The 24,021-nt window shown below is 67.6% G+C and carries 26 protein-coding genes and 1 tRNA gene; 17 read left to right on the forward strand and 10 right to left on the reverse strand.

All coding sequences use genetic code 11. The annotated features are described in order from the left end of the window. Positions 1–21: 21 nt before the first annotated feature. Together nusA and rimP are read right to left on the reverse strand one after the other, a co-directional pair. Positions 22–1,632, reverse strand: coding sequence for a transcription termination factor NusA (nusA, locus tag EV668_RS20630; RefSeq protein ID WP_133773695.1), 1,611 nt, complete (start codon positions 1,630–1,632; stop codon positions 22–24). A gap of 5 nt (positions 1,633–1,637) precedes the next feature. After that, positions 1,638–2,372 (reverse strand): ribosome maturation factor RimP, encoded by a 735-nt coding sequence (gene rimP, locus EV668_RS20635; protein WP_133773697.1) that lies wholly within the window; start codon positions 2,370–2,372, stop codon positions 1,638–1,640. Between the two features lie 215 nt (positions 2,373–2,587). Here rimP and EV668_RS20640 point away from each other — a divergent pair, with 215 nt between their 5' ends. The 7 genes from EV668_RS20640 (at position 2,588) to EV668_RS20670 (ending at position 7,681) form a co-directional block, all read left to right on the forward strand. Then, positions 2,588–3,853, forward strand: a complete 1,266-nt coding sequence (locus EV668_RS20640; protein ID WP_133773699.1) for a BaiN/RdsA family NAD(P)/FAD-dependent oxidoreductase — start codon at positions 2,588–2,590, stop codon at positions 3,851–3,853. 13 nt (positions 3,854–3,866) lie between these two features. Beyond that, positions 3,867–4,121: an AbrB/MazE/SpoVT family DNA-binding domain-containing protein gene (locus tag EV668_RS20645; RefSeq protein ID WP_133773701.1), complete on the forward strand. Its 255-nt coding sequence runs from the start codon at positions 3,867–3,869 to the stop codon at positions 4,119–4,121. After that, positions 4,118–4,501, forward strand: coding sequence for a type II toxin-antitoxin system death-on-curing family toxin (locus tag EV668_RS20650; protein WP_133773703.1), 384 nt, complete (start codon positions 4,118–4,120; stop codon positions 4,499–4,501). Before EV668_RS20645 ends, EV668_RS20650 begins: the two co-directional genes overlap by 4 nt. Before the next feature lie 72 nt (positions 4,502–4,573). Further along, a complete protein-coding gene (locus EV668_RS20655; protein WP_133773705.1) occupies positions 4,574–5,953 on the forward strand; it encodes an ABC1 kinase family protein in 1,380 nt (459 codons plus the stop codon). A gap of 62 nt (positions 5,954–6,015) precedes the next feature. Next, positions 6,016–6,309: an aa3-type cytochrome c oxidase subunit IV gene (locus tag EV668_RS20660; protein WP_133773707.1), complete on the forward strand. Its 294-nt coding sequence runs from the start codon at positions 6,016–6,018 to the stop codon at positions 6,307–6,309. A gap of 20 nt (positions 6,310–6,329) precedes the next feature. Then, the gene (locus EV668_RS20665) at positions 6,330–6,887 is read left to right on the forward strand and encodes a hypothetical protein (protein ID WP_133773709.1); all 558 of its coding nucleotides are present in this window, start codon (positions 6,330–6,332) and stop codon (positions 6,885–6,887) included. A gap of 11 nt (positions 6,888–6,898) precedes the next feature. Beyond that, on the forward strand, positions 6,899–7,681 hold the full coding sequence (locus EV668_RS20670; protein WP_133773711.1) for a YggS family pyridoxal phosphate-dependent enzyme: 783 nt from the start codon (positions 6,899–6,901) through the stop codon (positions 7,679–7,681). 58 nt (positions 7,682–7,739) lie between these two features. Here EV668_RS20670 and pntB read toward each other — a convergent pair whose 3' ends face one another. Both pntB and EV668_RS20680 read right to left on the reverse strand, forming a co-directional pair. Beyond that, a complete protein-coding gene (gene pntB, locus EV668_RS20675; RefSeq protein ID WP_133773714.1) occupies positions 7,740–9,173 on the reverse strand; it encodes a Re/Si-specific NAD(P)(+) transhydrogenase subunit beta in 1,434 nt (477 codons plus the stop codon). Between the two features lie 10 nt (positions 9,174–9,183). Continuing rightward, positions 9,184–10,758: a Re/Si-specific NAD(P)(+) transhydrogenase subunit alpha gene (locus EV668_RS20680; RefSeq protein ID WP_133773716.1), complete on the reverse strand. Its 1,575-nt coding sequence runs from the start codon at positions 10,756–10,758 to the stop codon at positions 9,184–9,186. Positions 10,759–10,927: 169 nt separating this feature from the next. On the opposite strand from EV668_RS20680, the gene EV668_RS20685 reads away from it, so the two are divergent. Continuing rightward, positions 10,928–11,320: a VOC family protein gene (locus tag EV668_RS20685; protein WP_133773718.1), complete on the forward strand. Its 393-nt coding sequence runs from the start codon at positions 10,928–10,930 to the stop codon at positions 11,318–11,320. Positions 11,321–11,379: 59 nt separating this feature from the next. Then, positions 11,380–12,000, forward strand: a complete 621-nt coding sequence (locus tag EV668_RS20690; protein WP_133773720.1) for a glutathione S-transferase family protein — start codon at positions 11,380–11,382, stop codon at positions 11,998–12,000. Positions 12,001–12,026: 26 nt separating this feature from the next. Here the strand turns inward: EV668_RS20690 and EV668_RS20695 are convergent, their stop codons facing one another. From EV668_RS20695 to EV668_RS20715, 5 genes are all read right to left on the reverse strand, one after another. Beyond that, the gene (locus tag EV668_RS20695; RefSeq protein ID WP_133774212.1) at positions 12,027–12,725 is read right to left on the reverse strand and encodes an ABC transporter ATP-binding protein; all 699 of its coding nucleotides are present in this window, start codon (positions 12,723–12,725) and stop codon (positions 12,027–12,029) included. An 8-nt stretch (positions 12,726–12,733) separates the two neighbouring features. Next, positions 12,734–13,483: an ABC transporter ATP-binding protein gene (locus EV668_RS20700; protein ID WP_133773722.1), complete on the reverse strand. Its 750-nt coding sequence runs from the start codon at positions 13,481–13,483 to the stop codon at positions 12,734–12,736. Beyond that, entirely contained in the window at positions 13,480–14,424 is a 945-nt protein-coding gene (locus tag EV668_RS20705; protein ID WP_245513334.1) for a branched-chain amino acid ABC transporter permease, read from the reverse strand. Before EV668_RS20705 ends, EV668_RS20700 begins: the two co-directional genes overlap by 4 nt. A gap of 3 nt (positions 14,425–14,427) precedes the next feature. Then, entirely contained in the window at positions 14,428–15,348 is a 921-nt protein-coding gene (locus EV668_RS20710) for a branched-chain amino acid ABC transporter permease (protein ID WP_133773724.1), read from the reverse strand. 83 nt (positions 15,349–15,431) lie between these two features. Continuing rightward, positions 15,432–16,616 (reverse strand): ABC transporter substrate-binding protein, encoded by a 1,185-nt coding sequence (locus tag EV668_RS20715; RefSeq protein ID WP_133773726.1) that lies wholly within the window; start codon positions 16,614–16,616, stop codon positions 15,432–15,434. A gap of 255 nt (positions 16,617–16,871) precedes the next feature. Here EV668_RS20715 and EV668_RS20720 point away from each other — a divergent pair, with 255 nt between their 5' ends. From EV668_RS20720 to EV668_RS20755, 8 genes are all read left to right on the forward strand, one after another. Beyond that, entirely contained in the window at positions 16,872–17,726 is an 855-nt protein-coding gene (locus tag EV668_RS20720; RefSeq protein ID WP_133773728.1) for a D-amino-acid transaminase, read from the forward strand. 68 nt (positions 17,727–17,794) lie between these two features. Then, positions 17,795–18,121 (forward strand): hypothetical protein, encoded by a 327-nt coding sequence (locus tag EV668_RS20725; RefSeq protein ID WP_133773730.1) that lies wholly within the window; start codon positions 17,795–17,797, stop codon positions 18,119–18,121. Positions 18,122–18,207: 86 nt separating this feature from the next. Beyond that, positions 18,208–18,591, forward strand: a complete 384-nt coding sequence (locus EV668_RS20730) for a hypothetical protein (RefSeq protein ID WP_133773732.1) — start codon at positions 18,208–18,210, stop codon at positions 18,589–18,591. A gap of 223 nt (positions 18,592–18,814) precedes the next feature. Next, complete coding sequence (locus EV668_RS20735) at positions 18,815–19,870, forward strand: ABC transporter ATP-binding protein (protein ID WP_133773734.1); 1,056 nt, start codon at positions 18,815–18,817, stop codon at positions 19,868–19,870. Between the two features lie 58 nt (positions 19,871–19,928). After that, on the forward strand, positions 19,929–21,236 hold the full coding sequence (locus EV668_RS20740; protein ID WP_133773736.1) for an ABC transporter substrate-binding protein: 1,308 nt from the start codon (positions 19,929–19,931) through the stop codon (positions 21,234–21,236). Positions 21,237–21,325: 89 nt separating this feature from the next. Continuing rightward, positions 21,326–22,264 (forward strand): carbohydrate ABC transporter permease, encoded by a 939-nt coding sequence (locus EV668_RS20745; protein ID WP_133773738.1) that lies wholly within the window; start codon positions 21,326–21,328, stop codon positions 22,262–22,264. After that, on the forward strand, positions 22,264–23,166 hold the full coding sequence (locus EV668_RS20750) for a carbohydrate ABC transporter permease (protein ID WP_425359644.1): 903 nt from the start codon (positions 22,264–22,266) through the stop codon (positions 23,164–23,166). The genes EV668_RS20745 and EV668_RS20750 overlap by 1 nt, the downstream gene beginning before the upstream one ends. Positions 23,167–23,262: 96 nt before the next feature. Beyond that, a tRNA-Gly gene (locus tag EV668_RS20755) sits at positions 23,263–23,337 on the forward strand. 275 nt (positions 23,338–23,612) lie between these two features. Here EV668_RS20755 and EV668_RS20760 read toward each other — a convergent pair. After that, a complete protein-coding gene (locus tag EV668_RS20760; protein WP_133773740.1) occupies positions 23,613–23,936 on the reverse strand; it encodes a DUF1476 domain-containing protein in 324 nt (107 codons plus the stop codon). Positions 23,937–24,021: the final 85 nt, after the last annotated feature.

The following is a 24,021-nucleotide window of genomic DNA, read 5'->3' on the forward strand; positions in this document are numbered from 1 at the left end:
CGCCTCAGGCTCCAGCCCCGATCAGCCCTGCGGCTCGCCCTCGGCCGGCTCGCCTTCCTCGGTCTCTTCCGGCTCCTCGGCCTGCGGCTCGATCCAGCCCGCCTTGATGCGCGCGGCGAGAATCAGAGCCTCGGCTTCCTGCCGGGAGAACTCGAACCCGTCGAGGTATCCCTTGTGATGGACGGCGTCCGCGCCCCGGCCTTCGGTGTAGCCGACGAGATCGTCGGTCGCGCAGCCCGCGAGATCCTCGACGGTCTTCACGTCGTTCTCGCCGAGCGAGACGAGCATGGCCGTCGTGATCCCGTCGATCTCGCGGAGCTCGTCCGCGACGCCGAGCTCCGTCCGGCGCGCTTCGTGCTCGGCCTCGATCCGGTCGAGATAATCCTGGGCGCGGCGCTGGATCTCGGCACCGGTATCCTCGTCGAAGCCCTGGATCGAGGCGAGCTCGGTCGGCTCGACCATCGCCAGCTCTTCGACGGAGCGGAAGCCCTCCGCGGCCAGGAGCTGGCCGACCGTCTCGTCGACGTCAAGCGCTCCCATGAAGACCTCGGTGCGCTCGAGGAACTCCTTCTGGCGGCGCTCCGATTCCTCGGCCTCCGTCAGGATGTCGATGTCCCAGCCGGTAAGCTGCGAGGCGAGGCGCACGTTTTGGCCGCGTCGGCCGATGGCGAGCGACAGCTGCTCGTCCGGCACCACGACCTCGATGCGCTCGGCCTCCTCGTCGAGCACGACCTTGACGACCTCGGCCGGCTGCAGGGCGTTCACGATGAAGGTGGCGCGGTCGTAGGACCAGGGGATGATGTCGATCTTCTCGCCGCCAAGCTCGCCCACGACGGCCTGGACGCGCGAGCCGCGCATGCCGACGCAGGCGCCGACGGGGTCGATCGACGAATCGCGCGAGGTCACGGCGATCTTGGCGCGGGAGCCCGGATCGCGCGCCACGGCCTTCACCTCGACGATGCCGTCGTAGATTTCGGGCACTTCCTGGCCGAAGAGCTTGGCCATGAACTGGGGATGGGTCCGCGACAGGAAGATCTGCGGCCCGCGCGCCTCGCGGCGCACGTCGAAGAGATAGGCCCGGATGCGGTCGCCCGGACGGAAGGTCTCGCGCGGGATCAGCTCGTCGCGGCGCACGATGGCTTCGCCCCGGCCGGCGAGGTCGACGATGACGTTGCCGTACTCGACGCGCTTGACGAGGCCGTTGATGACTTCGCTGATGCGGTCCTTGTACTCGTCGTACTGGCGGTCGCGCTCGGCGTCCCGGACCTTCTGCACGATGACCTGCTTGGCCGATTGCGCGGCGATGCGGCCGAAATCGAAGGGCGGCAGAGTCTCGGCGATGGCGTCGCCGACCTCCGCCGCCGGGTTGCGCCGGCGGGCGTCGACGAGGGAGATCTCGACCGCGTCGTTCTCGACCTGGTCGACCACCAGAAGGTGGCGCGAGAGGCGCAGTTCGCCGGTCTTCGGATGGATCTCGGCATGGACGTCGGTCTCCGCGCCGTAGCGCGAGCGGGCCGCTTTCGCGATCGCCTCTTCCATCGCCCCGATCACGATGCCGCGGTCGATGACCTTCTCCCGCGCGACCGCATCCGCGATCTGCAAGAGTTCGAGCCTGTTGGCGCTCACGGCCATGGTGCCTACTCCTCTGAAGACTGTGTCGGCTTCGGCCGCGCGAAGCGGCCGGGTCCGCGAATCGGTTTCGCCCTGGCTTTGGGAGCGTCGGATTTGGCCCGGCCGGCGGCCGGCTTCGCCGGAGACGCGATGCCTGCCTGTTCGGCGGCCTCGGGGGGAGACTCCCCTGCCTCGGCGTCGATCTCGTCCGCTTCCGCGTCCTCGATCTTACTTCGACGAAGCGACTCGCGGATCAACTCGTCGGTCAGGACGAGGCGGGCCTCGCCGATATCGTCGAGGGCGAGAGCGGCGACCACCTCGTCGCCGTCCTGGTCGGGCAATTCGATCAGGGCAGCGTCGTCGCCAAGCCCGCGGATGATGCCGCGGAAACGCTTGCGACCCTCGAGCGGCCGCGACAGCTCGATCTTCGCCTCGTGCCCCACCCAGCGCTCGAAATCGCTCGCCCGCACCAGCGGACGGTCGATCCCCGGCGAGGAGATTTCGAGATTGTAGTTGCCGGGCACCGGATCCTCGACGTCGAGCGCCGGGGAGATCGACTTGGAGGCGATCTCGCAATCCTCGACCGTCATGGTGCCGTCAGGACGTTCGGCCATGATCTGGACGGTCTGCGTGCCACCGGCCAGGATCTTCACGCGGACGAGGCGCAGCCCCACATCGCCGAGCGCGCGCTCGGCCACTGCGGCGACCCGGGCCGCGAGGCCCGTCTCGATAAGGAATCGTGGTTCGTGCTCGTCGGACATGGGAAGCCGTTCGGCCAATAAAAAAGAGCGGGACCCTCTCGGGCCCGCTCCCGACAAGGTGCTTTCGCACCACACCAGAGCTGATCTGCCTCCATTTAGTCGGTTGCGACGCGCCGCGCAAGATGGCCGATGCAGGTCGCGGCGAGCGGCCTCGCAAGTCGATCGAGCGTCCATCGGACTTGCATCGGGCGCCGAAGCGACGCCATAGCGGCGGCATGACGGGCTTCGGACGACAGCCGCGCTCGGTCGCGATCATCGGGGGCGGCCCGGCCGGCCTGATGGCGGCGGAGGTCGCGGCATCGCGGGGAGCGGCGGTCGCGCTCTACGACGCCATGCCCTCGCTCGGCCGCAAGTTCCTGATGGCCGGTCGGGGCGGCCTGAACCTGACCCATTCCGAACCTGTCCCGGCATTCCTCGCGCGCTACGGACCCGCGGCCCCGCGGCTCGGCCCCGCCATCGAGGCCTTTTCGCCGGAGGCGGTGCGCCGCTGGGCGGACGATCTCGGCGCCGAGACCTTCGTCGGATCGAGCGGCCGGGTCTTTCCGCGCGCCTGGAAGGCTTCGCCGCTGCTGCGGGCCTGGCTGCGGCGGCTCGACGGGCTCGGGGTCTCGATCGCCCTACGCCACCGCTGGACGGGCTGGTCGTCGGAAGGCGAGCTTCTCTTCGAAACCCCGGGCGGCGCCCTCGCCGCGCCGAAGCCGGACGCGACGATCCTCGCCCTCGGCGGCGCGAGCTGGCCTCGCCTCGGTTCCGACGGCGGCTGGGTGCCGATCCTGGAGCAGGCCGGAATCGCGGTCGCGCCGCTGCGCCCTTCGAATGTCGGCCTGCGGATCGGCTGGTCCGCGCCGTTCCTCGAGCGGTTCGAAGGCGCACCGCTGAAACGGATCGCGGCAGCCCTTGGCGGCTCGGTCCGGCGGGGCGAGGCGGTCGTGACGGCACAGGGCCTCGAGGGCGGGATCGTGTACGCCCTGTCGACCCCCATCCGGGAGGCCCTGGAGCGGCACGGCGAGGCGATCCTCGCGCTCGACCTGCGCCCCGACCTGTCGACCGAAGCGCTCGCGAGTGCTCTGTCGCGTCCGCGCGGCAAGCAGTCGATGTCGACCTTCCTGCGCAAGGCGGCAGGCCTTCCGCCCGTCGCGATCGCCCTGCTGCGCGAGGCGGCCGGGCGGGACATCCCGGCCGACCCCGCCGCCCTCGCTGGCCTCGTGAAAGCGGCCCCGCTGCGCGTGACCGGCACGGCGGGGATCGAACGCGCCATCTCCAGCGCCGGCGGCGTTCCGCTCGATGCCCTCGACGGCTCGTTCATGCTGCGCGACCGGCCGGGAACCTTCGTCGCCGGCGAGATGCTGGACTGGGACGCCCCGACCGGCGGCTACCTCCTCCAGGCCTGCTTCGCGACGGGCGCCGCAGCGGCGAGGGCGGCGGCGGCCGTCTCGAAGAACGTGCAGGACGACGCCATGCGTGTTATACGCTCCGTATAACGGAGATGACGTCATGGCTGACGATGTCCTTGATGCCGACGCGGAGGTCCTGCAGATCAAGAAGATCGGCAACTCCGTCGGTCTGATCTTGCCAAAGTCACTTCTGGCGCGCCTTCGGCTCGAAGTCGGAGATGTCCTGCATGTCGTCGATCAGCCGGAGCGCGGCTTCAAGGCGACGCCCTACGATCCGAAACATGCCCGCGCTCTCGCCATCGCCCGGAAGGCCTTCAAGGACTACGCGGAGACGTTCCGTGATTTGGCCAAATGACCGAGCCTGAATGGCTGACGCTCGAGATCGTGATGGATGCTCATGCTGAGCAACTCGCGATCTTCGGCGGCGGCGACGGCATTCGGGACCGCGGCCTGCTCGAATCCGCTCTTGCCCGCGCACCCAACAAATGGGCCTACGGGGAGGCTCGTCTGTCTGCGCTCGCGGCCGCCTACGGCTACGGCTTGTCGCGCAATCACGGCTTCGTCGACGGCAACAAGCGCATCGCGTTCGCGGCGATCCTCATGTTTCTGGGGCTCAACGGCGTTCGCTTCTCTCCGGGCAAGGCCGATGCGACCGTCGCGATGCTCGCCCTTGCCGCAGGCGAGATCGACGAGGACGGGCTGACGCAATGGATCGAAGATAACATCGTCGTGTGACGGGATCGCCGGAGGCTGGTGATCCCCGCCTCGGACCACCATCTTCGAGTCTCGATTTCCCGCAAGGATCTCATGCCCCAGGATCGCGACGCCCAAGACAGCGAAGCCAACCGCTTTTCAGCCCGCGCGGCGCGTTATGCGCGGGTCGGAGCCGGCGTCAGCGGGGTCGCGGCGCGGCTTGCGACGCAGCGGCTGCTCGGCCGCGACAAGACCGGTGCCTCAGACGCCGCCGCGCTCGCCCAGATGCTCGGCGGGCTGAAGGGGCCGATCATGAAGGTCGCGCAGCTTCTCGCGACGGTGCCGGATCTCGTTCCGCCCGAATATGCGAGCGAACTCCAGAAGCTGCAGAGCGAGGCCCCGCCCATGGGCGCCGCCTTCGTCACGCGCCGCATGATGAGCGAACTCGGGCCGGACTGGCGCTCGCGCTTCGGCTCGTTCGACCTGAAGCCGGCCGCCGCCGCTTCGCTCGGCCAGGTCCACCGCGCCACGTCGCATGATGGCGCCGGGCTCGCGGTGAAGCTGCAATATCCGGACATGCAATCGGCCGTCGAAGCGGATCTGCGCCAACTCGATCTTCTCTTCGCCGTCCATCGGCGCCTGACCAGCGTCATCGACACGCGCGAGATCGCCAAGGAGATCGGCGCCCGCATCCGGGAGGAGCTCGATTACGAGCGCGAGGCGAAGCATGCCCGGCTTTATGCGAACCTGCTCGCCCATGTGCCCGAGGTGCGGGTCCCGGGCGTCCACGGCGACCTCTCGACGAAGCGCCTCCTGACGCTCGACTGGCTGGAGGGACGCAAGATCCTCGGCTTCAAGGAGGCCCCGGTCGCGATCCGGAACCGGCTCGCCATCGCCATGTTCAAGGCCTGGTGGCACCCCGTCGGACAGATCGGCGTGATCCACGGCGATCCGCATCTCGGCAACTACACCGTGTTCGAGGAGGGCGGTGAGGCGGCCGGGATCAATCTCCTCGATTACGGCTGCATCCGCATCTTCCCGCCGCGCTTCCTGGCCGGCGTCGTCGACCTCTATTTCGGCCTCCTGCACGACGACCGCGAGCGGATCGTGCATGCCTACGAGACGTGGGGCTTCAAGCGGCTGACGAACGAGCTCGTCGACATCCTCAACATCTGGGCGCGCTTCATCTACGGCCCGCTCCTGGAGGACCGCGTGCGGACCATCGCGGACGGCGTGAAACCCGGCGAATACGGGCGACGCGAGGCGTTCCGGGTCCATCAGGCGCTCCGCGAGAAGGGGCCCGTGACCATCCCGCGCGAATTCGTCTTCATGGACCGCGCGGCCATCGGGCTCGGCGCCGTGTTCCTCCATCTCGATGCGGAGCTGAACTTCCACCGCATGTTCCAGGCCGAGATCGAGCATTTCGACCGCGATGCGCTCGCGGCCCGCCAGGCGGCCGCCCTGGCCGCGGTCGGGATCGCAGCATCGCCTTGACCGATTGCGAGCGGGTGCGCCTTCGGGTAACACGCCGCTAGCAGCAAAGGGGGAGCCGCCTGATGGCGCACGGGAACTTGGATCAGGCATCCGCCTACCGTCCGGAGATGGATGGGGAATCGCATGAGCGGACCTATGACGGCTTCATGCATTTCAGCATCGTCGGGACGGTCTTCGTCATCGCCGTGGTCGTTGGACTTGCCGTCGGCAGCCTGAAGCAAGCTTGGCCCTCCGCCGTCGTCATGATCCTGCTCGCCCATATCGCGACCGGGGTCGGCCTCGCCTCGAAGACGATCTCCTGGCGCGCTCCGGCGGTCGTCCTGGGGATCCTCCTGCTGATGCTGCTGCTCTACTGAGCCGCCGACGACCGGGCGGAATGCGCGGCTTTACCGGCCTGAGGCTGCTTCGACAGGGCGCCATCCTCCTGGCCGTCATGGTGCTGACGGCCGGCTCGATGGTCCCGGCCGCGGCTCGCGACCTGTCGGGGCTCGAACGGAGCGCCCTCGCCCGGACCGTGAGCCGTTTCGACGACGCGATGCGTCGCAAGTCCATCCCGACGATCATCGACATCGTCCCGCCGCGCATCGTGGCGCATATCGCGGCCCAGCACGGAATCGACCCGGGCACACTTCGCCGCTCCATGATCGAGCAGACGCGAGCGGCCTTGAACCCCTCGGTCCTGCGCGCCTTTCGCATGGATCTGGCGCGCGCCCGCTACGGCGCCACGCCGAGCGGCGCCCCCTACGCCCTGATCCCCACCGCGACGACCGTTCGTTCCGGCGGCCGGGACATCGAGAGCCGCTCCAACACCCTCGCCATGATGGATGGCGGGCGGTGGTACCTCCTCGATCTCAACCAACCCTCCCGCGTCGCGATCTTCACCCAGGTCTATCCGGAGTTCCGGGGCGTGCCCCTGGGCGGCCAGGGAATCTGACGGAGCGCGTGATGCCTGGCGACGAGACCCGAACCCGTTTCGGGGACGATCCCCGGGAGCGGTTTCGCCGGAATCTGGAAGCGGTCGAGACGCGGATCGCCGCCGCATGCGCGAGGAGCGGGCGTGCCCGCGCCTCGGTCCGGCTGCTGCCGGTCAGCAAGACCGTCCCCTCCGACGTGGTTCGCCTCGCCGTCGAACTGGGGCTCACGACGCTCGGCGAGAACAAGGTCCAGGAGGCGGCCGGCAAGGCCAGGGACCTCGCCGATCTCGGCGTGTCCTGGAGCGTCATCGGCCATCTGCAGACCAACAAGGCGAAGGCCATGGTCGCCTTCGCCAGCGAGTTCCAGGCGCTCGACAGCCTGCGGCTGGCCTCGCTCCTGAACGATCATCTCGTTGCCGCGAAACGGACCCTCGATGTCTTCGTCCAGGTGAACACCTCGAACGAAGAGAGCAAGTACGGCATCGCGCCGGACGATGCCGAGCACTTCGTCCGGGCTCTCGAGCCGTTCACCGCCCTGCGGCCGAAGGGCCTCATGACGCTCGCCCTCCTCGACGGCGGACCGGACGAGGTGCGGGCCTGTTTCCGGCGCCTCCGGGCCGTGAGGGACGGCTTGCGGAAGACCCAGCCGGGTAGCGGCATCGACCTCCTGTCGATGGGCATGACCGGCGATTTCGAGATCGCGATCGAAGAGGGAGCGGATATCGTCCGCGTCGGTCAGGCCATCTTCGGCAAACGCCCGACGAAGGACGGCCATTACTGGCCGGGCCTGCTCCCGGACACCAAGCCCGCCTGACCCCGAGGCCGGAGCCATTCCGGCCGCGGGCGTGCCGCGCGGCCGGAGGGACGATGCCTCAGCCGATCATCGGCAGCAGCTTGTCGATCGAGGCCTTGGCGTCGCCGTAGAACATCCGCGTGTTCTCCTTATAGAAGAGCGGGTTCTCGATGCCCGAATAGCCCGTGCCCTGGCCGCGCTTCGAGACGAAGACCTGCTTCGCCTTCCACACCTCCAGCACGGGCATGCCGGCGATCGGGGAATTCGGATCCTCCTGCGCGGCCGGATTCACGATGTCGTTCGAGCCGATGACGATGACGACATCCGTCGAGGGGAAGTCCTCGTTGATCTCGTCCATCTCGAGCACGATGTCGTAGGGCACCTTGGCCTCGGCGAGGAGCACGTTCATGTGCCCCGGCAGGCGGCCGGCGACGGGGTGGATCGCGAAGCGGACCTCCTTGCCGGCCGCGCGCAGCTTCCGCGTCAGCTCCGACACCGATTGCTGGGCCTGGGCCACGGCCATGCCGTAGCCGGGCACGATGATGACGCTGTCCGCATCGTTGAGCGCGGTCGCGACGCCGTCGGCATCGATGGCGATCTGCTCGCCCTCGATCTCCTGCGCCGGGCCGGTCGTGTTGCCGAAGCCGCCGAGGATGACGGAGACGAACGACCGGTTCATCGCCTTGCACATGATGTAGCTGAGGATCGCGCCCGAGGAGCCGACGAGGGCACCGGTGACAATCAGGAGATCGTTGCCGAGCGTGAAGCCGATCGCTGCGGCCGCCCAGCCCGAATAGCTGTTCAGCATCGAGACGACGACGGGCATGTCGGCGCCGCCGATGCCCATGATGAGGTGGTAGCCGATGAAGAAGGCGAGCAGCGTCATCAGGAGGAGCGCCCAGATCCCGGCCCCGTTCACGTAGAGGATCAGGAGCAGGAGCGAGAGCGCGGCCGCACCCGCGTTCAGCATGTGTCCGCCGGGCAGCTTCTTCGCCTTGCCGTCCACCTTGCCGGCGAGCTTGCCGAAGGCGACCACGGAGCCGGTGAAGGTGACGGCACCGATGAAGACGCCGAGGAAGACCTCGACCTTCAGAATCGCGATCTCGACACCCGTCTTGTGCGCCAGGACGCCGGCGAAGCCGGTCAGCGCCTGACGAGCGAAGACGTCGAGCCTCTGGACTGCGATCAGTTCGAGATGGGCGTTGAAGCCGATCAGCACGGCGGCGAGGCCGACGAAGGAATGCAGGGCCGCGACGAGCTGCGGCATTTCGGTCATCTGCACCCGGATCGCCACCTGCCAGCCGATCACGGCGGCGACAGCGAACATCAGGATGACGAGCCAGAGCTTGCCGGCGCCCGGCCCGAACACCGTCGCGACGACGGCGAGGGCCATGCCGGCGATGCCGTACCAGACGGCGCGCTTGGCGCTCTCCTGGTTGGACAGGCCGCCAAGCGACAGGATGAAGAGGATGGCGGCCGAGATATAGGCCGCGGATACGATACCAGCGCTCACCGCGACCTCCTCAGGACTTCTGGAACATGGCGAGCATCCGGCGCGTGACCAGGAAGCCGCCGACGATGTTGATCGAGGCGATGAGGATCGAGATCGCCGCGAGGAAGGCGACGAGCTTGCCCGAGGAGCCGATCTGGAGGAGCGCGCCCAGCAGGATGATGCCGCTGATCGCGTTCGTCACCGCCATCAGCGGCGTGTGCAGGGCGTGCGAGACGTTCCAGATCACCTGGAAGCCGACGAAGCAGGCGAGGGCGAAGACGATGAAATGGCTCATGAAGCTCGCCGGGGCGACCGCGCCGACGAGCAGCATCAGCACGGTGCCGATGCCGAGCAGCATGATCTGGAACCGGGTCTGCTCGCGGAAGGCGGCCGCTTCCTTGGCGCGCTTCTCCTCGGGCGTCAGCTCCTTGGCCTTTGCCGCCGGCTTCTGCGCGGCGATCGCCTGGACCTTGGGCGGTGGCGGCGGCCATGTGATCTCGCCCTGGAAGGCGACCGTCGCGCCGCGGATGACGTCGTCCTCCATGTTGTGGACGACGGCGCCGTCCTTGCCCGGCGTCAGGTCCGTCATCATGTGGCGGACATTCGTCGCGTAGAGCGTCGAGGACTGGGCCGCCATCCGGCTCGGGAAATCCGTATAGCCGACGATCGTCACGCCGTTCGGCGCCACGATCTTCTGGTCGGCGACGGTGAGCTCGCAATTGCCGCCGCGCTCCGCCGCGAGGTCGATGATGACCGAGCCGGGCTTCATCGCCTCGACCATGTCCTTCGTCCACAGGACCGGCGCATCGCGGCCCGGGATCAGAGCCGTCGTGATGACGATGTCCATCTCCGGGGCGAGCTCACGGAACTTCTTGAGCTGCGCCTCGCGGAATTCCGGGCTCGACGGCGCGGCATAGCCGCCGGTCGCCGCCCCGTCCTGCTGCTGATCCTTGAAGTCGAGATAGACGAACTGAGCGCCCATCGACTCGATCTGCTCGGCCACCTCCGGCCGCACGTCGAAGGCATAGGTGACGGCGCCGAGCGAGGTCGCCGTGCCGATCGCGGCAAGACCGGCGACGCCGGCCCCTACGACCAGCACCTTAGCCGGCGGCACCTTCCCGGCGGCCGTGATCTGGCCGGTGAAGAAGCGGCCGAAATTGTTGCCGGCCTCGATGACCGCGCGATAGCCGGCGATGTTGGCCATGGACGACAGGGCGTCCATCTTCTGGGCGCGCGAGATCCGCGGCACCATGTCCATCGCGATGACGTTGGCGCCCTTCGCCTTGCAGAGATCGAGAAGATCCTTGCTCTGCGCCGGATAGAAGAACGAGATCAGGGTCTTGCCCGGCTTCAGGCGCTCGGCCTCCGACGTCTCCGGCGGCCGGACCTTGGCGACGATGTCGGAGGCCTCCCAGAGGGCATCGGCCGTCTCGACGACCTCGACGCCCGCCGCGCGGTAGGCGTCGTCGGTGAAGCCGGCGGCGGCACCCGCCCCGGCCTGGACGAGGCATTCGTAGCCCAGTTTGCGAAGCTGCACCGCGCTGTCGGGCGTCATGGCGACGCGCGCCTCGCCCGCGAGCACTTCCTTAGGCGAACCGATCTTCACTGACGCCCCCTTTTTCCGCATCCGCCCGTCGGCCGAGCCGGGACGCGGTCGGATTTTGACGATCCCACCGCGCCTCGGTAAGTGGCAAAGGAGTTCGATTCAAGCCGGGTTCTGTCGAACGGCCCGCCGCACCGTGAATCGGACGGAATAAGAGGGGGAGCGCAGCGAGATGCCGAGTTTCGAGCCGGTCTTCGACCACATCCACCTGCGCAGCCTCGATCCGGACAAGGCCGCGACGTTCTACGTCGACAGGCTCGGCGCAAAGGTCGCCGACCGGATCGAGACCGACAAGATGCTCCGTGTCGCGATCCGGATCGGCACCCTCGACATCTTCATCGACCGCGTCCCGGACGGCACGACTCCCGCGGCGGCGCGGCCCCATCGCGGCCTCGAGCATTTCGGCCTCAAGGTCGACGACCTCGATACGGCCGTCGCCGACCTCAAGGCGCATGGCGTCGAGTTCACGATGGAGCCGGTCGAGTTCCGGCCAGGCCTGCGCATCTCTTTCATCCGAGGCCCCGACGACGTCTCGATCGAAATCCTCGAGCGCAAGACCGTCTGAAACCCCTCTCGATCGATCCCCGCGAACCCGCAGCGGCGGGTCGCATCACGGAGGACAGCATGAAGCTCTATTATGCGCCGGGCGCCTGCTCGATCGGCATCCACGCGCTCGTCGAGGAGATCGGCAAGCCCTACGAGGGCGTGCGGCTCAGCATCCCGTCCGGCGACACGCGGGCCGACAGCTTCACGAGCGTGAACCCCAAGGGCAAGGTGCCGACGCTCGTGCGCGACGACGGCTCGGTTCTCACCGAGTTTCCCGCCATCGCCGTCTGGCTCGCCCGCAACAGCCCCGAGAAGGGCCTCCTGCCGTCGGATGCCGACGGCGAGGCGCGGGTCCTCGAGGCGATGGACTACGTCGTGTCGACCATCCACATGCAGGGTTTCAGCCGCATGCTGCGACCCGGCAATTTCGCGCCGAGCGAAGCCGACCACGAGACGGTCAAGGCGCGCGGCCGCGAGATCTTCGAGGGCGGGCTCAAGACCATGGACAAGGCCCTGGCCGGGAAGGACTGGATCGCCGGGCCGCTCTCGGTCGCCGATTTCGCGCTGTTCTACGTCGAGTTCTGGGCGACCGCCCGCATGGCGATCACGCTGCCGCCGAACTGCGCGGCGCATTTCGACCGGATGAAGGCCCGCCCCGGCGTCCAGAAGACCTTGGCGGACGAAGGGTTCGGCGGCTGAACCCAGCCGTCCGAAGCTCCGCGCCGTCAGATGTGGAGATGGCGGTCCTTCACCTCCGGTGAGGTCCGCAACTCCGCGCTGGTGCCCGTCCAGACGACGCGGCCCTTCTCGATCACGACGTGCCGGTCGGCGAGTTCGGTGAGGATGTCGACGTTCTTATCGACGACGAGGATCGACTGACCCTCGGCCCGCAATCGGCGAAGCACGGCCCAGATCTCGGCCCGAACCAGCGGCGCGAGGCCTTCCGTCGCCTCGTCGAGGATCAGAAGCTTCGGATTCGTCATCAGGGCGCGGCCGACGGCCAGCATCTGCTGTTCGCCGCCGGAGAGCTGCGTGCCGAGATTGCGGCGACGCTCGGCCAGACGAGGGAAGAGTGCATAGACCTCCGGCAGCCGCCAGCGGTCGCGCCCGGCACGGATCGCGGCCGTCGCGACGAGGTTCTCCTCCACGGTGAGGGTCGGGAAGACCTGGCGGCCCTCGGGCACGTATCCGATCCCGGCCTGGCCGATGCGGAAGGGGGGCGAGCCCAGGACGACGCGCCCGTCGAAGGCGATGCGGCCCCGGCAGTCCCGGTGGAGCCCCATGATCGAGCGGATCGTCGTCGTCTTGCCCATGCCGTTGCGGCCGAGGAGGGCCACCACCTCCCCGGCACCGACCGAGAAGCCGATGCCGAACAGCACCTGCGCCGGCCCATAGGACGCTTCCAGCGCCTCGATCTCGAGCAGCGGCGCGCTCACGCGGCCTCCTCGCCGAGATAGGCCGCCCGGACCTCGGGATTGGAGCGGATGGCCTCGGGCGCTCCAGTCGCGATCACGCGGCCATAGACGAGGACCGAGACCCGGTCGGCGAGGGCGAAGACGGCCTCCATGTCGTGCTCGACGAGAAGGATCGCGACCGAGCCTGTGAGACCCCGAAGGATCTCGACGATGCGTGCCGATTCGGCATGGCTCGTGCCCGCGAGCGGTTCGTCGAGAAGGAGCAGCTTCGGCGCGGTCGCGAGGGCGATGGCAAGTTCGAGCTGACGCTTCTCGCCATGCGACAGCGCGCCGGCCGGCATCTCCGCCCGTTCGGCAAGGCCGAACCGGGCCAGAAGGTCGCGCGCGGGCCCGGTCAACGCCGCCTCGCCGTCGACCGGCGAGAGGAAGCGGAAGCTCGACCCGGATCGGGCCTGCACCGCAAGGGCGACGTTCTGGAGCGCGCTGAAGCGCGGCAGGATGGAGGTGATCTGGAAGGACCGGGCGAGCCCAGCGAGGGCGCGCCCGGCCATCGAGCGGCCCGTGACATCCTCGCCCGCGAACAGGATGCGCCCGGCATCCGGCGGCGTCATGCCGGAGATCTGGTGGATGAGCGTCGTCTTGCCCGCCCCGTTCGGGCCGATGACGGCATGCAGTTCGCCGGGCTCGACCGAGAGCGACAGCCCGTCCGTGACACGGAGCGCGCCATAGCTCTTCGACAGCCCTTCGACCCGAAGCAGCGCCGTCACGGCCGTGCCCCCTTCGTCAGGAGCCCCGCGAGCCCGCCGCGCGCGAACAGCACCGCGAGGATCAGGAGCGGGCCGAAGACGATGCGCCAGTGCTCGCTCCAGTGCGACAGGAGCTCCTCCGCCAGGATGAAGGCGATCGCGCCGAGGATGGCGCCATGAAGGGAACCGAGCCCGCCGAGGACGACGATGAAGATGAGCTCGCCCGAGCGCTGCCAGGCCATGGTGGCAGGGCTGACGAAGCCGGTCTGGTTGGCGAGGAGGACGCCGGCCACGGCCGCGATCATCGCCGAGATCAGATAGGCGGCGAGGCGGAAGCGAAATGGCCGGAAGCCGATCGCTTCCATGCGCACCGGGTTGTCGCGGGCGCCCTCCAGCACCCGCCCGAAGCGCGAGGCCGCGATCCGCCGCAGGAGGAGATAGGCTGCGAGCAAGGCGCCGAGCGCCGCGAGATAGAGCACCGTGTCGCTCGCGAGTACGTCGCGCCCGAGGACGGTGCTCCTGCCCGGCAGCGTGATGCCGTCATCCCCGCCATAGGCCGAGAGGGCCGTCGCCAGGAAGTACAGCATCTGGCCGAAGGCCAGGGTGATCATGATGAAATGGACGCCGTCGGTCCGCATCGCCACCGCGCCCGTCGCCAGCGCGAAGAAGGCCGCCGCCGCGATCGCGACGGCGAGATGGGCACCCCCGTCCGTCACCCCTTCGGCGGACAGGATCCCGACCGCGTAGGCGCCGATGCCGAGACAGGCCGCATGGCCGAAGCTGACGAGCCCACCCTTCCCGATGAGCAGATCGAGCGACAAAGCCGCGAGCGCCACGACCACGATCCGCGTCATCAGCGAGAGGATGAAGCTTTGCGGGCCGAGCGGCGCGAGCACCGGCACCAGCGCGAGCGCCAGGAACAGGCCGAGCGGCAGCCACTCGCGACGAAGACGGCGCGCCACGGGTCAGCGCCGTGCGGGAAAGAGGCCGGCGGGGCGCACGAAGAGCGTCACGGCCATGAGGATATAGACGAGCATCGGGGCGAGGGCGCGCCCGGTCTGGCTCGCGGCGGCGGGGTCGAGCAGGAGGCGGAGCAGCATCGGCGCGAGGAAGCGGCCGAGCGTATCGACGAGCCCGATCAGGAGCGCGGCCACGAAGGCGCCGCGGATCGACCCGATCCCGCCGATCACGATGACGACGAAGGCGAGGATCAGGATCCCGTCGCCCATGCCGGGCTCGACGGAGAGGATCGGCGCCACCATCGCGCCGGCGAAGCCGGCCAGCATCGCGCCGAAGCCGAAGACGAGCGTGAACAGCAGCCGGATATCGACGCCCAAGGCCGAGACCATCGGCGCGTTCGAGGCGCCGGCCCGCATCAGCATGCCGATGCGCGTGTGATGGACCGTGAGGTACAGGCCGATCCCGACGCCGAGCCCGGCCGCGATGATGACGAGCCGCCAGACCGGATAGAGCAGGCCCGGCGCGATCTCGATCGAGCCCGACAAGGCCTCCGGCATCTCGACGCCGATCGGGGCCGAGCCCCAGACCATCCTCACCGCCTCACCCAGGAAGATGATCACGCCGAAGGTCGCAAGCACCTGGTCGAGATGGGAGCGCTCGTACAGGTGGCGGAAGACGAGGAGTTCCAGCGCGAGCCCGATCAGGAGCGCCGCCGGCAGGGCGAGCGCGAGGCCGAGCCAGAACGATCCCGTCGCCGCGGCGAAGGCCGCCGTCAGATAGGCCCCGACCATGTACTGAACGCCATGGGCGAGGTTGATGAAGTCCATCACCCCGAAGACGAGCGTCAGCCCCGCCGCGATCAGGAACAGGATCACGCCGAATTGCAGGCCGTTGAGGATCTGGATCAGGAGGAGGGTGGAAGACATGGGACCGTCAGGGTGCCGTCAGGCCCCAGCCTTCCCTCGAGGCGGAGGGTTCGAGCCCACCGCCTCGGCCGAGAGCACCGCCCTCACTTGATCGAGCATTCCGGCAGATAGGAATCCACGTAGTCGCTGAAGACCTTCTCGACGATCTGCGTCTCGAGCTTGCCGTCCGGGCGCTTGCCGACCTTCGTCAGGTAGAAATCCTGGACCGGAAAGCCGTTACGGCTGAACTTGAAGGCGCCGCGCAGCGAGGTGAAATCGGCCTTGAGGAAGGCGGCCCGGAGCGCCTCCTTGTCGTCGGTCTTGCCCCCGGTCGCCTTGAGCGCCCCGTCGAGCAGGAGAGCGGCGTCGTAGGCCTGGAAGGCGTAGGTCGCCGGCACCGCCTTCTGCTGCGCGACATAGGCGGCGACGAAGGCCTTGTTCTGCGGGTTGTCGAGATCGGGCGCCCAGTTCGAGCCCGCGAACATGCCGAGCGCCGCGTCGCCCTGGGCGGGGAGCGTCGATTCGTCGACGGTGAAGGAGGAGAGCAGCGGGATGCGGTCCGCGAGCCCGGCCTGCTTGTACTGCTTGATCAGGTTTACGCCCATGCCGCCGGGCATGAAGGTGAAGACGGCGTCGGGCTTCGCCGCCGCGATCTTGGCGAGTTCGGACTGGAAATCGAGCGTGTTCAGCGGGACGTAGGATTCCTCGACGATCTGCCCCTTGTAGTCGCGCTTGACGCCGGCGATGGCATCCTTGCCGGCCTGGTAGTTCGGGGCGAGGAGATACAGGGTCTTGTAGCCGCGCGACTGGGCGACCTTGCCCGAGACCTGGTGGACCTGATCGTTCTGGTAGGAGGTCGCGAAGAAGAAGGGGCTGCAACCCTTGCCCGCGAGCGGCGAGGGGCCGGCATTCGGGCTGATCAGGAAGACCTTCGCATCCGTCACCGGCTTCGCGATGGCGCCGAGGATGTTCGAGAAGGTCGGCCCGACCACGACATCGACCTTGTCGCGATCGATGAGGCCCTTGACCTTGGTGACGGCGACGTCCGGCTTCAGTTCGTCGTCGGCCACGACGAGTTCGACCTCGCGGCCGCCGAGCTTTCCGCCGAGATCCTTCAGCGCCATCTCGAAGGCGGCGCGCGCCTGCTGACCGAGCGCGGCGGCAGGACCCGAGAGCGTCAGGATCAGCCCGACCTTGATCTTGTCCTGCGCGAGGGCCGGCGTGGACAAAGCCACGGCGGCGCATAGTCCTGCCGTCAGAAGACCCGACCGCGCAAAGCTCGACCTCATCCCATTCCTCCTTGATCCTGGGCTGATAGCGGAACGCGGCCGCCCTGTCGCGATCCTCGATGGTCTTACACTCAAATCGAGCGAACCATGACCTCCGCTATCAGTATGCGTGAAGCGCGCCATCGCGCGTGATCCATCAAGCGAAGACACACCGACCGTTGCATGCGTCGCAAATGAGCCACGGCCGCACGGGACTTGCATCCCCCCGCGGGCTCCGGCACCTCTGCCGGCCTCAGGCTCCCAGGAATCGTTCCCATGTCCCGTATCGTGTTCGTCAATGGCTCCTTCGTTCCCTACGAGGAGGCGAGCATCCCGATCATGGATCGCGGCTTCCTGTTCGCCGACGGCATCTACGAGGTTTCGGCCGTCATCGACGGCAAGCTGATCGACAACGAGGCGCATCTCGCCCGGCTCGAGCGCTCGCTCGGAGAGATCAGCATCAAGAACCCCTACACGACGGCGCAGTGGATCGAGCTCGAGAAGGAACTCATCAAGCGCAACAACGTGCGCGAGGGCCTCGTCTACATGCAGGTGACGCGCGGCGTCGCCGAGCGCGACTTCGCCTTCCCGAAGGGGGTCGAGCCGACCGTCGTGATGTTCACGCAGGAGAAGGCCATGCGCGCGTCGTCCGCCGCAGAGGCCGGCGCGGCCGTGATCACGGTCGAGGACCTCCGCTGGAAGCGCCGCGACATCAAGTCGGTCGCGTTGCTCGCCCAGGTCCTCGCCAAGCAGGCGGCGGCCGAGGCCGGCGTCGCCGAGGCGTGGATGGTCGAGGACGGCAAGGTGACGGAGGGCGGATCCTCGACCTCCTTCATCATCACGCGGGACGGCACGATCGTGACGCGGCAGCTGTCGAATGCGCTGCTTCCGGGCATCACCCGCAAGACGGTCATGCGGCTCGCCGAAGAGGCGCAGCTCCGCGTCGAGGAGCGCGCCTTCTCCGTCGAGGAGGCCAAGGCCGCGGCCGAAGCCTTCCTCACCAGCGCGACCTCGCTCGTCATGCCCGTCGTCACGATCGACGGCCATCCGGTCGGAGACGGCAAGCCGGGTCCGCTCGTGAAGCGGCTGCGCGAGCTCTATCTCGCCATGGCCGACGCGACGCCGGCCTGATCCGGAACCCCTGGGCGACGGGCCTGTTGACATCCGAAGGCCGGGCATGGCCCGGCGAGGAGGTTCGCATGTTTCGCCCGTTCGCCCGCGCGGCTCTCGCGGGATCGCTGAGTCTCGGCCTCGTGGCCGGGGCCGCGGCTCAAACCCCGGTCCAGCCCCAGCCGAAAGACCCCAACATGCCGGCGCCGCAGCACACGGTGCCCGAGAAGCTGGAAGGCAAGCCGGACGATACCACCGGCAGCCTGAGCGACCGGCTCGAACGCAGCGACGGCGTGGTGGCGCCCCCCGCTGGCGGAGCCGGCAGGACCATCACGCCGGCCGATCCGGGGACGACGCCCGTCATCCCGCCGCCCGGATCGCCGGGCAGCGGCCGTCCGGACGTCGAACCGAAATAGCTGTGGACGCGAAGGCTCGAGGCCGAGCAGGGGCGATCGGTTAACCGGGCCCTGGCAGTGTCGGGATGTCTCTAGCGGAGGCTTCCGTGCGGTTCATCGTTCTCTTCGCCGCCCTCATCCTGGCGGCGCCCGCTCAGGCGAAGGAGCCTGGCAAGATCCCGGCCCTGAAGCCCGGCATGGCCTATTCCGCCGCGCGCGGCGCGCTCATCGCGAAGGGTTTCCAGCCCGTCAGGTCGGCGGATCGCCGCGACGATCGCTGCTCTGCCGGGCGCCAGGACGTCTGTACCGCCTATCCCGAAACGGTCTCCTGCGACGGCACGGGAGCGGCCGCGTGCCGCTTCATCTTCTCGCGCAAGGACGGCACGACGCTGACGGTCGTCGCCGACGGAAGCGATGTCGGACGCCTCAAGGTCGCCGTGGTTCGTCGCTCGTCCGGGAAGGATGCGGCCTGGCAACGCTCGGGTCGCTGAGCGCCTGATTCCGTCTCGCGAGGCGGCCGATCCAGGGCGGAAGCAGGCGCCGCGTCCATCGCGCCAAGCCCTTTCCGCTCGGCGCGGAGGCATGAGGCTTCCCCGTGGTCAAGCCTTCGCGCCTCCTCTTATAGAACAAGCTCGAGGGGGTTGCCGCCCGGCTCTCGCGTGGTACGGATAAAGAAGAGGCCGGCTCAAGACCGTGCCCCCGCCGGGAGGAACGATGGCTTCAGTGACCATCAACGACGTGCGGAAGTCGTTCGGCTCGACGAAAATCCTGCACGGGGTCTCGGTCGATATCCGGGACGGAGAATTCGTGATCCTGGTCGGCCCGTCGGGCTGCGGGAAGTCCACGCTTCTGCGCATGATCGCCGGGCTCGAAAACATCTCCGGCGGCGAGATCAAGATCGGCAGCCGCGTGGTCAACGATGTCCCGCCGAAGGAGCGGGACATCGCGATGGTGTTCCAGAACTACGCGCTCTATCCTCACATGACCGTGAAGGACAACATGGCCTTCTCGCTCAAGCTGCGGAAGGCGCCGAAGGAGGAGATCGACCAGCGGGTCAATCAGGCGGCCGGGATCCTCGGGCTCGGCCAGATGCTGGAGCGCTATCCGCGCCAGCTCTCGGGAGGCCAGCGTCAGCGCGTCGCCATGGGCCGCGCAATCGTCCGCGACCCGCAGGTTTTCCTGTTCGACGAGCCGCTGTCCAATCTCGACGCCAAGCTTCGCGTCGCCATGCGGACGGAGATCAAGGAGCTGCACCAGCGGCTCAAGACGACCACCGTCTACGTCACGCATGATCAGATCGAGGCCATGACCATGGCCGACCGCATCGTCGTCATGCATGACGGCAAGGTCGAGCAGATCGGTGCGCCGCTCGATCTCTACGACAATCCCGCCAATCTCTTCGTCGCGGGCTTCATCGGCTCGCCCGCCATGAACTTCATCCCCGGCAAGCTCGGCCAGGGCAACGAGTTCCTGGCGGACGGGGGCTTCACCGTTCCGCTGGCGCAGCGGCCGGCGGGACAGGACGGCAAGGCGCTGATCCTCGGCATCCGGCCGGAGCATTTCCATCCGGCACCGGACGGCGTTCCGGTCGAAGTCGTCGTCGTCGAACCGACGGGCTCGGAGACGCTGCTGTCGGTCAAGGCCGGCAGCCAGGATCTCCTCTGCGTCTTCCGCGAGCGCGTCCTGCCGAAGCCCGGCGAGACGATCCACATCCGGCCCGACACGAACGTGCTGCATCTCTTCGACCAGACCACCGGCGATCGAATCTGACGACACCCGCAGAGCGGGGCATCGAACCCCGCCTCATCGTCTCTAGGGAGGACCATCGATGACGTTTTCCAGGCGCGACCTTCTCGCGACGGGCCTCGCGGCCGGCACGCTTCCCCTCGTCGGCTCCTCGCCTGCCTTCGCCCAGGCCGCACCCACCTTCACGCCCGAGAAGGGCGCGAGCCTGCGCGTCCTGCGCTGGGCTCCCTTCGTGAAGGGCGACGAGGATTCCTTCATCGCCAATTCGAAGAAGTTCACCGAGGCGACCGGCGTCGACGTCCGCATCGACAAGGAGAGCTGGGAGGACATCCGCCCGAAGGCCGCCACCGCCGCCACCGCCGGCTCCGGACCCGACATCATGATGGTCTGGTTCGACGACCCCTTCCAGTATCCCGACAAGCTCCTCGACGTGACCGACCTCGCAACCTATCTCGGCGGCAAGTATGGCGGCTGGTATCCGGGGCTCGAAGGCTACGGCAAGCGCGGCAACCAGTTCATCGCGCTGCCGCTCGCCGCGATCGCCAACGCGATCTGCTACCGCCAGTCCATGGTCGAGGCGGCCGGGTTCAAGGAATTCCCGCGCGACACCAAGGCCTTCCTCGAACTGGCCAAGGCTCTGAAGGCCAAGTCCAAGCCGATGGGCTTCCCGCACGGCAAGGCCGTTGGCGACGGCAACAACTACGCGCACTGGATCGTCTGGAGCCACGGCGGCAAGATGGTCGACGACAGCGGCAAGGTCGTCATCAATTCGCCCGAGACGATCGCCGCGCTGAAATACGCCCGCGAGCTCTACCAGCAGTTCATCCCTGGAACGGAATCCTGGCTCGACATCAACAACAACCGCGCCTTCCTCGCGGGCGACATCTCCGTCACGGCGAACGGCGTCTCGCTCTACTATTCGGCCAAGAACGATCCGAAGATGGCGGATCTGGCGAAGGACATCAAAACCGTCCAGCTGCCCATCGGGCCGGTCGGCAAGGGCGTCGAGCTTCACCAGACGACCGAGCTCGTCGCCTTCAAGCACACGAAATTCCCGAACGCCGTGAAGGCCTATCTGCAGTTCATGTACGAGAAGCCGCAGATGGAGAGCTGGATCACCGCTTCCTCGGCCTATTGCTGCCCCGCGCTCAAGAGCTACATCGACAACCCGGTCTGGACCTCCGATCCCAACCACGCCGCCTACAAGACGGCGTCGGAGACCCTGCGCCCGAACGGCTATTCCGGGCCGCTCGGGCCGGGCTCGGCCGCGGCGATGGCCGATTACATCATGGTGGACATGGTGGCCGAAGCCGCGACGGGGCAGCGCTCCCCTGAGGATGCGGTGAAGCGGGCCGAGCAGCGCGCGACGCGGGCCTACCGGAACACCTGACCGAGGCTCCTCGAGCGGGAGCCACGCGGCTCCCGTCCTGGTTCTCCCGCATGGGGGAACCCGTCATCAGGATCAGAGCGAACACCACCATGGCCCAAGCGACGCTGACGACGGCCCCGCCTCACAGGTCGCTTCTCGCCGATCTGAGTCATAACCGCGCCTTCCTCGGCATCCTGTTCATGGTGCCGGCGGCCTGCATCCTCCTGTTCTTCCTGACCTACCCCCTCGGCCTCGGCGTCTGGCTCGGCTTCACCGATGCGCGGCTCAACCGGCCGGGCTTCTTCATCGGCTTCGAGAACTACGTCTCGCTGTCGGGCGATCCGATCTTCTGGCTCTCGGTCTTCAACACGCTCCTCTACACGACCGTCGCGTCCATCCTGAAATTCGCGCTCGGGCTGTGGCTGGCGCTGATCCTGAACGAGAATCTGCCGTTCAAATCCTTCTTCCGCGCCGTGGTGCTGCTGCCCTGGGTCGTGCCGACGGTGCTCTCCGCCCTCGCCTTCTGGTGGATCTTCGACAGCCAGTTCTCGATCATCTCCTGGGTGCTGATGAAGGCCGGACTGATCTCCTCGCCGATCAACTTCCTTGGCGACACGACCAATGCGCGCGCCTCCGTCATCGCGGCGAATGTCTGGCGCGGCATCCCCTTCGTCGCCATCACGCTGCTTGCGGGCCTGCAGACCATCTCGCCCTCCCTCCAGGAGGCCGCGACGCTCGACGGCGCGACGCCCTGGCAGCGCTTCCGGCACATCACGCTGCCCCTGCTGACGCCGATCATCGCCGTCGTGATGACCTTCTCGGTCCTCTTCACCTTCACCGATTTCCAGCTGATCTGGGTGCTGACGCGCGGCGGGCCGCTGAACGCGACGCATCTCATGGCGACGCTGAGCTTCCAGCGCTTCTCCTCGGGCCAGCTTGGCGAGGGCGCCGCGATCGCGGTCGCGATGGTGCCCTTCCTGCTGGCCGCGATCCTGTTCTCCTATTTCGGCCTGCAGCGGCGCAAATGGCAGCAGGGAGGAGACGACTGATGTCCGCCGCCCAGAAAGCCATGGCCGAGGCCGATCTCGTCGACGACCGCGAGGGCATGACCTATCTGAACCGCCTGCCGAGGCGGATCGTGGTCATCTACATCCCGCTCGCGATCTTCGTCTTCGTGCTGCTCTTCCCGTTCTACTGGATGGGCGTGACGGCGCTGAAGCCCAATGCCGAGCTCAACAACTTCAACGACTACAACCCCTTCTGGCCGTCCTCCCCGACGCTGCAGCACATCAAGTACCTGCTGACGGAGACCTCCTATCCGGGCTGGCTCTGGAACACGATGCTGGTGGCCTTCGGCTCGACGGTGCTGTCTCTCTTCTGCGCCGTCCTCGCCGCCTATGCGATCGAACGGATCCGCTTCAAGGGCTCCCGCGTGACGGGGCTGATGATCTTCCTCGCCTATCTCGTCCCGCCCTCGATCCTCTTCATCCCGCTCGCCTACATGACGATCCGCCTCGGCATCTACGACAGCCGCATGGCGCTGATCCTCACCTACCCGACCTTCCTCGTGCCGTTCTGCACCTGGCTGCTGATGGGCTATTTCCGCTCGATTCCCTACGAACTCGAGGAATGCGCGCTGGTGGACGGCGCCTCGCGCTGGGAGATCCTGACGAAGATCATGCTGCCCCTCGCGGTGCCCGGCCTCATCTCGGCGGGCATCTTCGCCTTCACCCTGTCCTGGAACGAGTTCATCTACGCGCTGACGCTGATCGGCTCCTCGGAGAACAAGACGGTCCCGGTCGGCGTCCTGACCGAACTCGTGCGCGGCGACGTCTACGAATGGGGAGCCCTGATGGCGGGTGCGCTCGTCGGCTCCCTGCCGGTGGTGATCCTCTATTCCTTCTTCGTGGACTACTACGTGTCCTCGATGACCGGCGCCGTGAAGGAATGAGAGGCTTTCGACAGATCGCTGTCGAAAGCCTCTTGCCAAGCGCGCCGCGTTAGGGCACATGAGCCGCCTCGCTGCGGGGTCGCAGCCGAGACGGATGCGGGTGTAGCTCAGGGGTAGAGCACAACCTTGCCAAGGTTGGGGTCGAGGGTTCGAATCCCTTCGCCCGCTCCAGTCTCTCGAGGCGCCAGGATCAGCCAGTCATCTGGCAGGACCGGCATCAAGCGATCAGGGATCGCGCCGCTTTTCTATATTGTCGTTCGTTCCCCATCGGGCGTAGCGCGAGCGAGCATGCTCGATCCGCCGGTTCTCTCACGAGCCCTGCATTCGGCCGAATCGTGTTTGGCTGGAGATACCGTCAAATGCCGACATCATGCGCGTGGCGATTGCCGACGCGCATGATGAGAGAGAGGGTGAGTGCCCGGTTGCGGCCGCAGCCGCAGAGAGGATCAGCCGCCTGCCTGGATGTCCCGGATGGCCTTTTCCATCAACTCGATCATCGTGCGGTTGATGGCCTCGTCGCCGACCGAGACGCCGGCGGCTTCGAGATCGGCCTTGACCTTGCGGATCACGTCGCCGTCGCCGGCTTCCTCGAAATCGGCCATCACGACCGATTTGGCATAGGCTTCCGCATCCGCACCGGACTTGCCGAGCTGGTCGGCAACCCACAGGCCGAGCGCCTTGTTGCGGCGGGCCGTCGCCTTGAAGCGCAGTTCCTCGTCATGAGCGAACTTCTTCTCGAAGGCGTCCCGGCGGTCGTCGAACTGGGCCATGCTGCTCCGTCCTCTGGATGGTTCTGTCGCGAACGCATATGCGGTCGCGGCCAGCGATTGCCAAGCTCCTTGCCAGGGTCTTGCG

The organism is Enterovirga rhinocerotis, from assembly GCF_004363955.1.
Lineage (GTDB): Bacteria > Pseudomonadota > Alphaproteobacteria > Rhizobiales > Beijerinckiaceae > Enterovirga > Enterovirga rhinocerotis.

Excerpts from the sequence above, each read along its gene's own strand:
- nusA (WP_133773695.1), bottom strand. The coding sequence starts at position 1,632 with ATGGCCGTGAGCGCCAACAGGCTCGAACTCTTGCAGATCGCGGATGCG.
- rimP (WP_133773697.1), bottom strand. The coding sequence starts at position 2,372 with ATGTCCGACGAGCACGAACCACGATTCCTTATCGAGACGGGCCTCGCG.
- EV668_RS20640 (WP_133773699.1), top strand. The coding sequence starts at position 2,588 with ATGACGGGCTTCGGACGACAGCCGCGCTCGGTCGCGATCATCGGGGGC.
- EV668_RS20645 (WP_133773701.1), top strand. The coding sequence starts at position 3,867 with ATGGCTGACGATGTCCTTGATGCCGACGCGGAGGTCCTGCAGATCAAG.
- EV668_RS20650 (WP_133773703.1), top strand. The coding sequence starts at position 4,118 with ATGACCGAGCCTGAATGGCTGACGCTCGAGATCGTGATGGATGCTCAT.
- EV668_RS20655 (WP_133773705.1), top strand. The coding sequence starts at position 4,574 with ATGCCCCAGGATCGCGACGCCCAAGACAGCGAAGCCAACCGCTTTTCA.
- EV668_RS20660 (WP_133773707.1), top strand. The coding sequence starts at position 6,016 with ATGGCGCACGGGAACTTGGATCAGGCATCCGCCTACCGTCCGGAGATG.
- EV668_RS20665 (WP_133773709.1), top strand. The coding sequence starts at position 6,330 with ATGCGCGGCTTTACCGGCCTGAGGCTGCTTCGACAGGGCGCCATCCTC.
- EV668_RS20670 (WP_133773711.1), top strand. The coding sequence starts at position 6,899 with ATGCCTGGCGACGAGACCCGAACCCGTTTCGGGGACGATCCCCGGGAG.
- EV668_RS20685 (WP_133773718.1), top strand. The coding sequence starts at position 10,928 with ATGCCGAGTTTCGAGCCGGTCTTCGACCACATCCACCTGCGCAGCCTC.
- EV668_RS20690 (WP_133773720.1), top strand. The coding sequence starts at position 11,380 with ATGAAGCTCTATTATGCGCCGGGCGCCTGCTCGATCGGCATCCACGCG.
- EV668_RS20710 (WP_133773724.1), bottom strand. The coding sequence starts at position 15,348 with ATGTCTTCCACCCTCCTCCTGATCCAGATCCTCAACGGCCTGCAATTC.
- EV668_RS20715 (WP_133773726.1), bottom strand. The coding sequence starts at position 16,616 with ATGAGGTCGAGCTTTGCGCGGTCGGGTCTTCTGACGGCAGGACTATGC.
- EV668_RS20720 (WP_133773728.1), top strand. The coding sequence starts at position 16,872 with ATGTCCCGTATCGTGTTCGTCAATGGCTCCTTCGTTCCCTACGAGGAG.
- EV668_RS20725 (WP_133773730.1), top strand. The coding sequence starts at position 17,795 with ATGTTTCGCCCGTTCGCCCGCGCGGCTCTCGCGGGATCGCTGAGTCTC.
- EV668_RS20735 (WP_133773734.1), top strand. The coding sequence starts at position 18,815 with ATGGCTTCAGTGACCATCAACGACGTGCGGAAGTCGTTCGGCTCGACG.
- EV668_RS20740 (WP_133773736.1), top strand. The coding sequence starts at position 19,929 with ATGACGTTTTCCAGGCGCGACCTTCTCGCGACGGGCCTCGCGGCCGGC.
- EV668_RS20745 (WP_133773738.1), top strand. The coding sequence starts at position 21,326 with ATGGCCCAAGCGACGCTGACGACGGCCCCGCCTCACAGGTCGCTTCTC.
- EV668_RS20750 (WP_425359644.1), top strand. The coding sequence starts at position 22,264 with ATGTCCGCCGCCCAGAAAGCCATGGCCGAGGCCGATCTCGTCGACGAC.
- EV668_RS20760 (WP_133773740.1), bottom strand. The coding sequence starts at position 23,936 with ATGGCCCAGTTCGACGACCGCCGGGACGCCTTCGAGAAGAAGTTCGCT.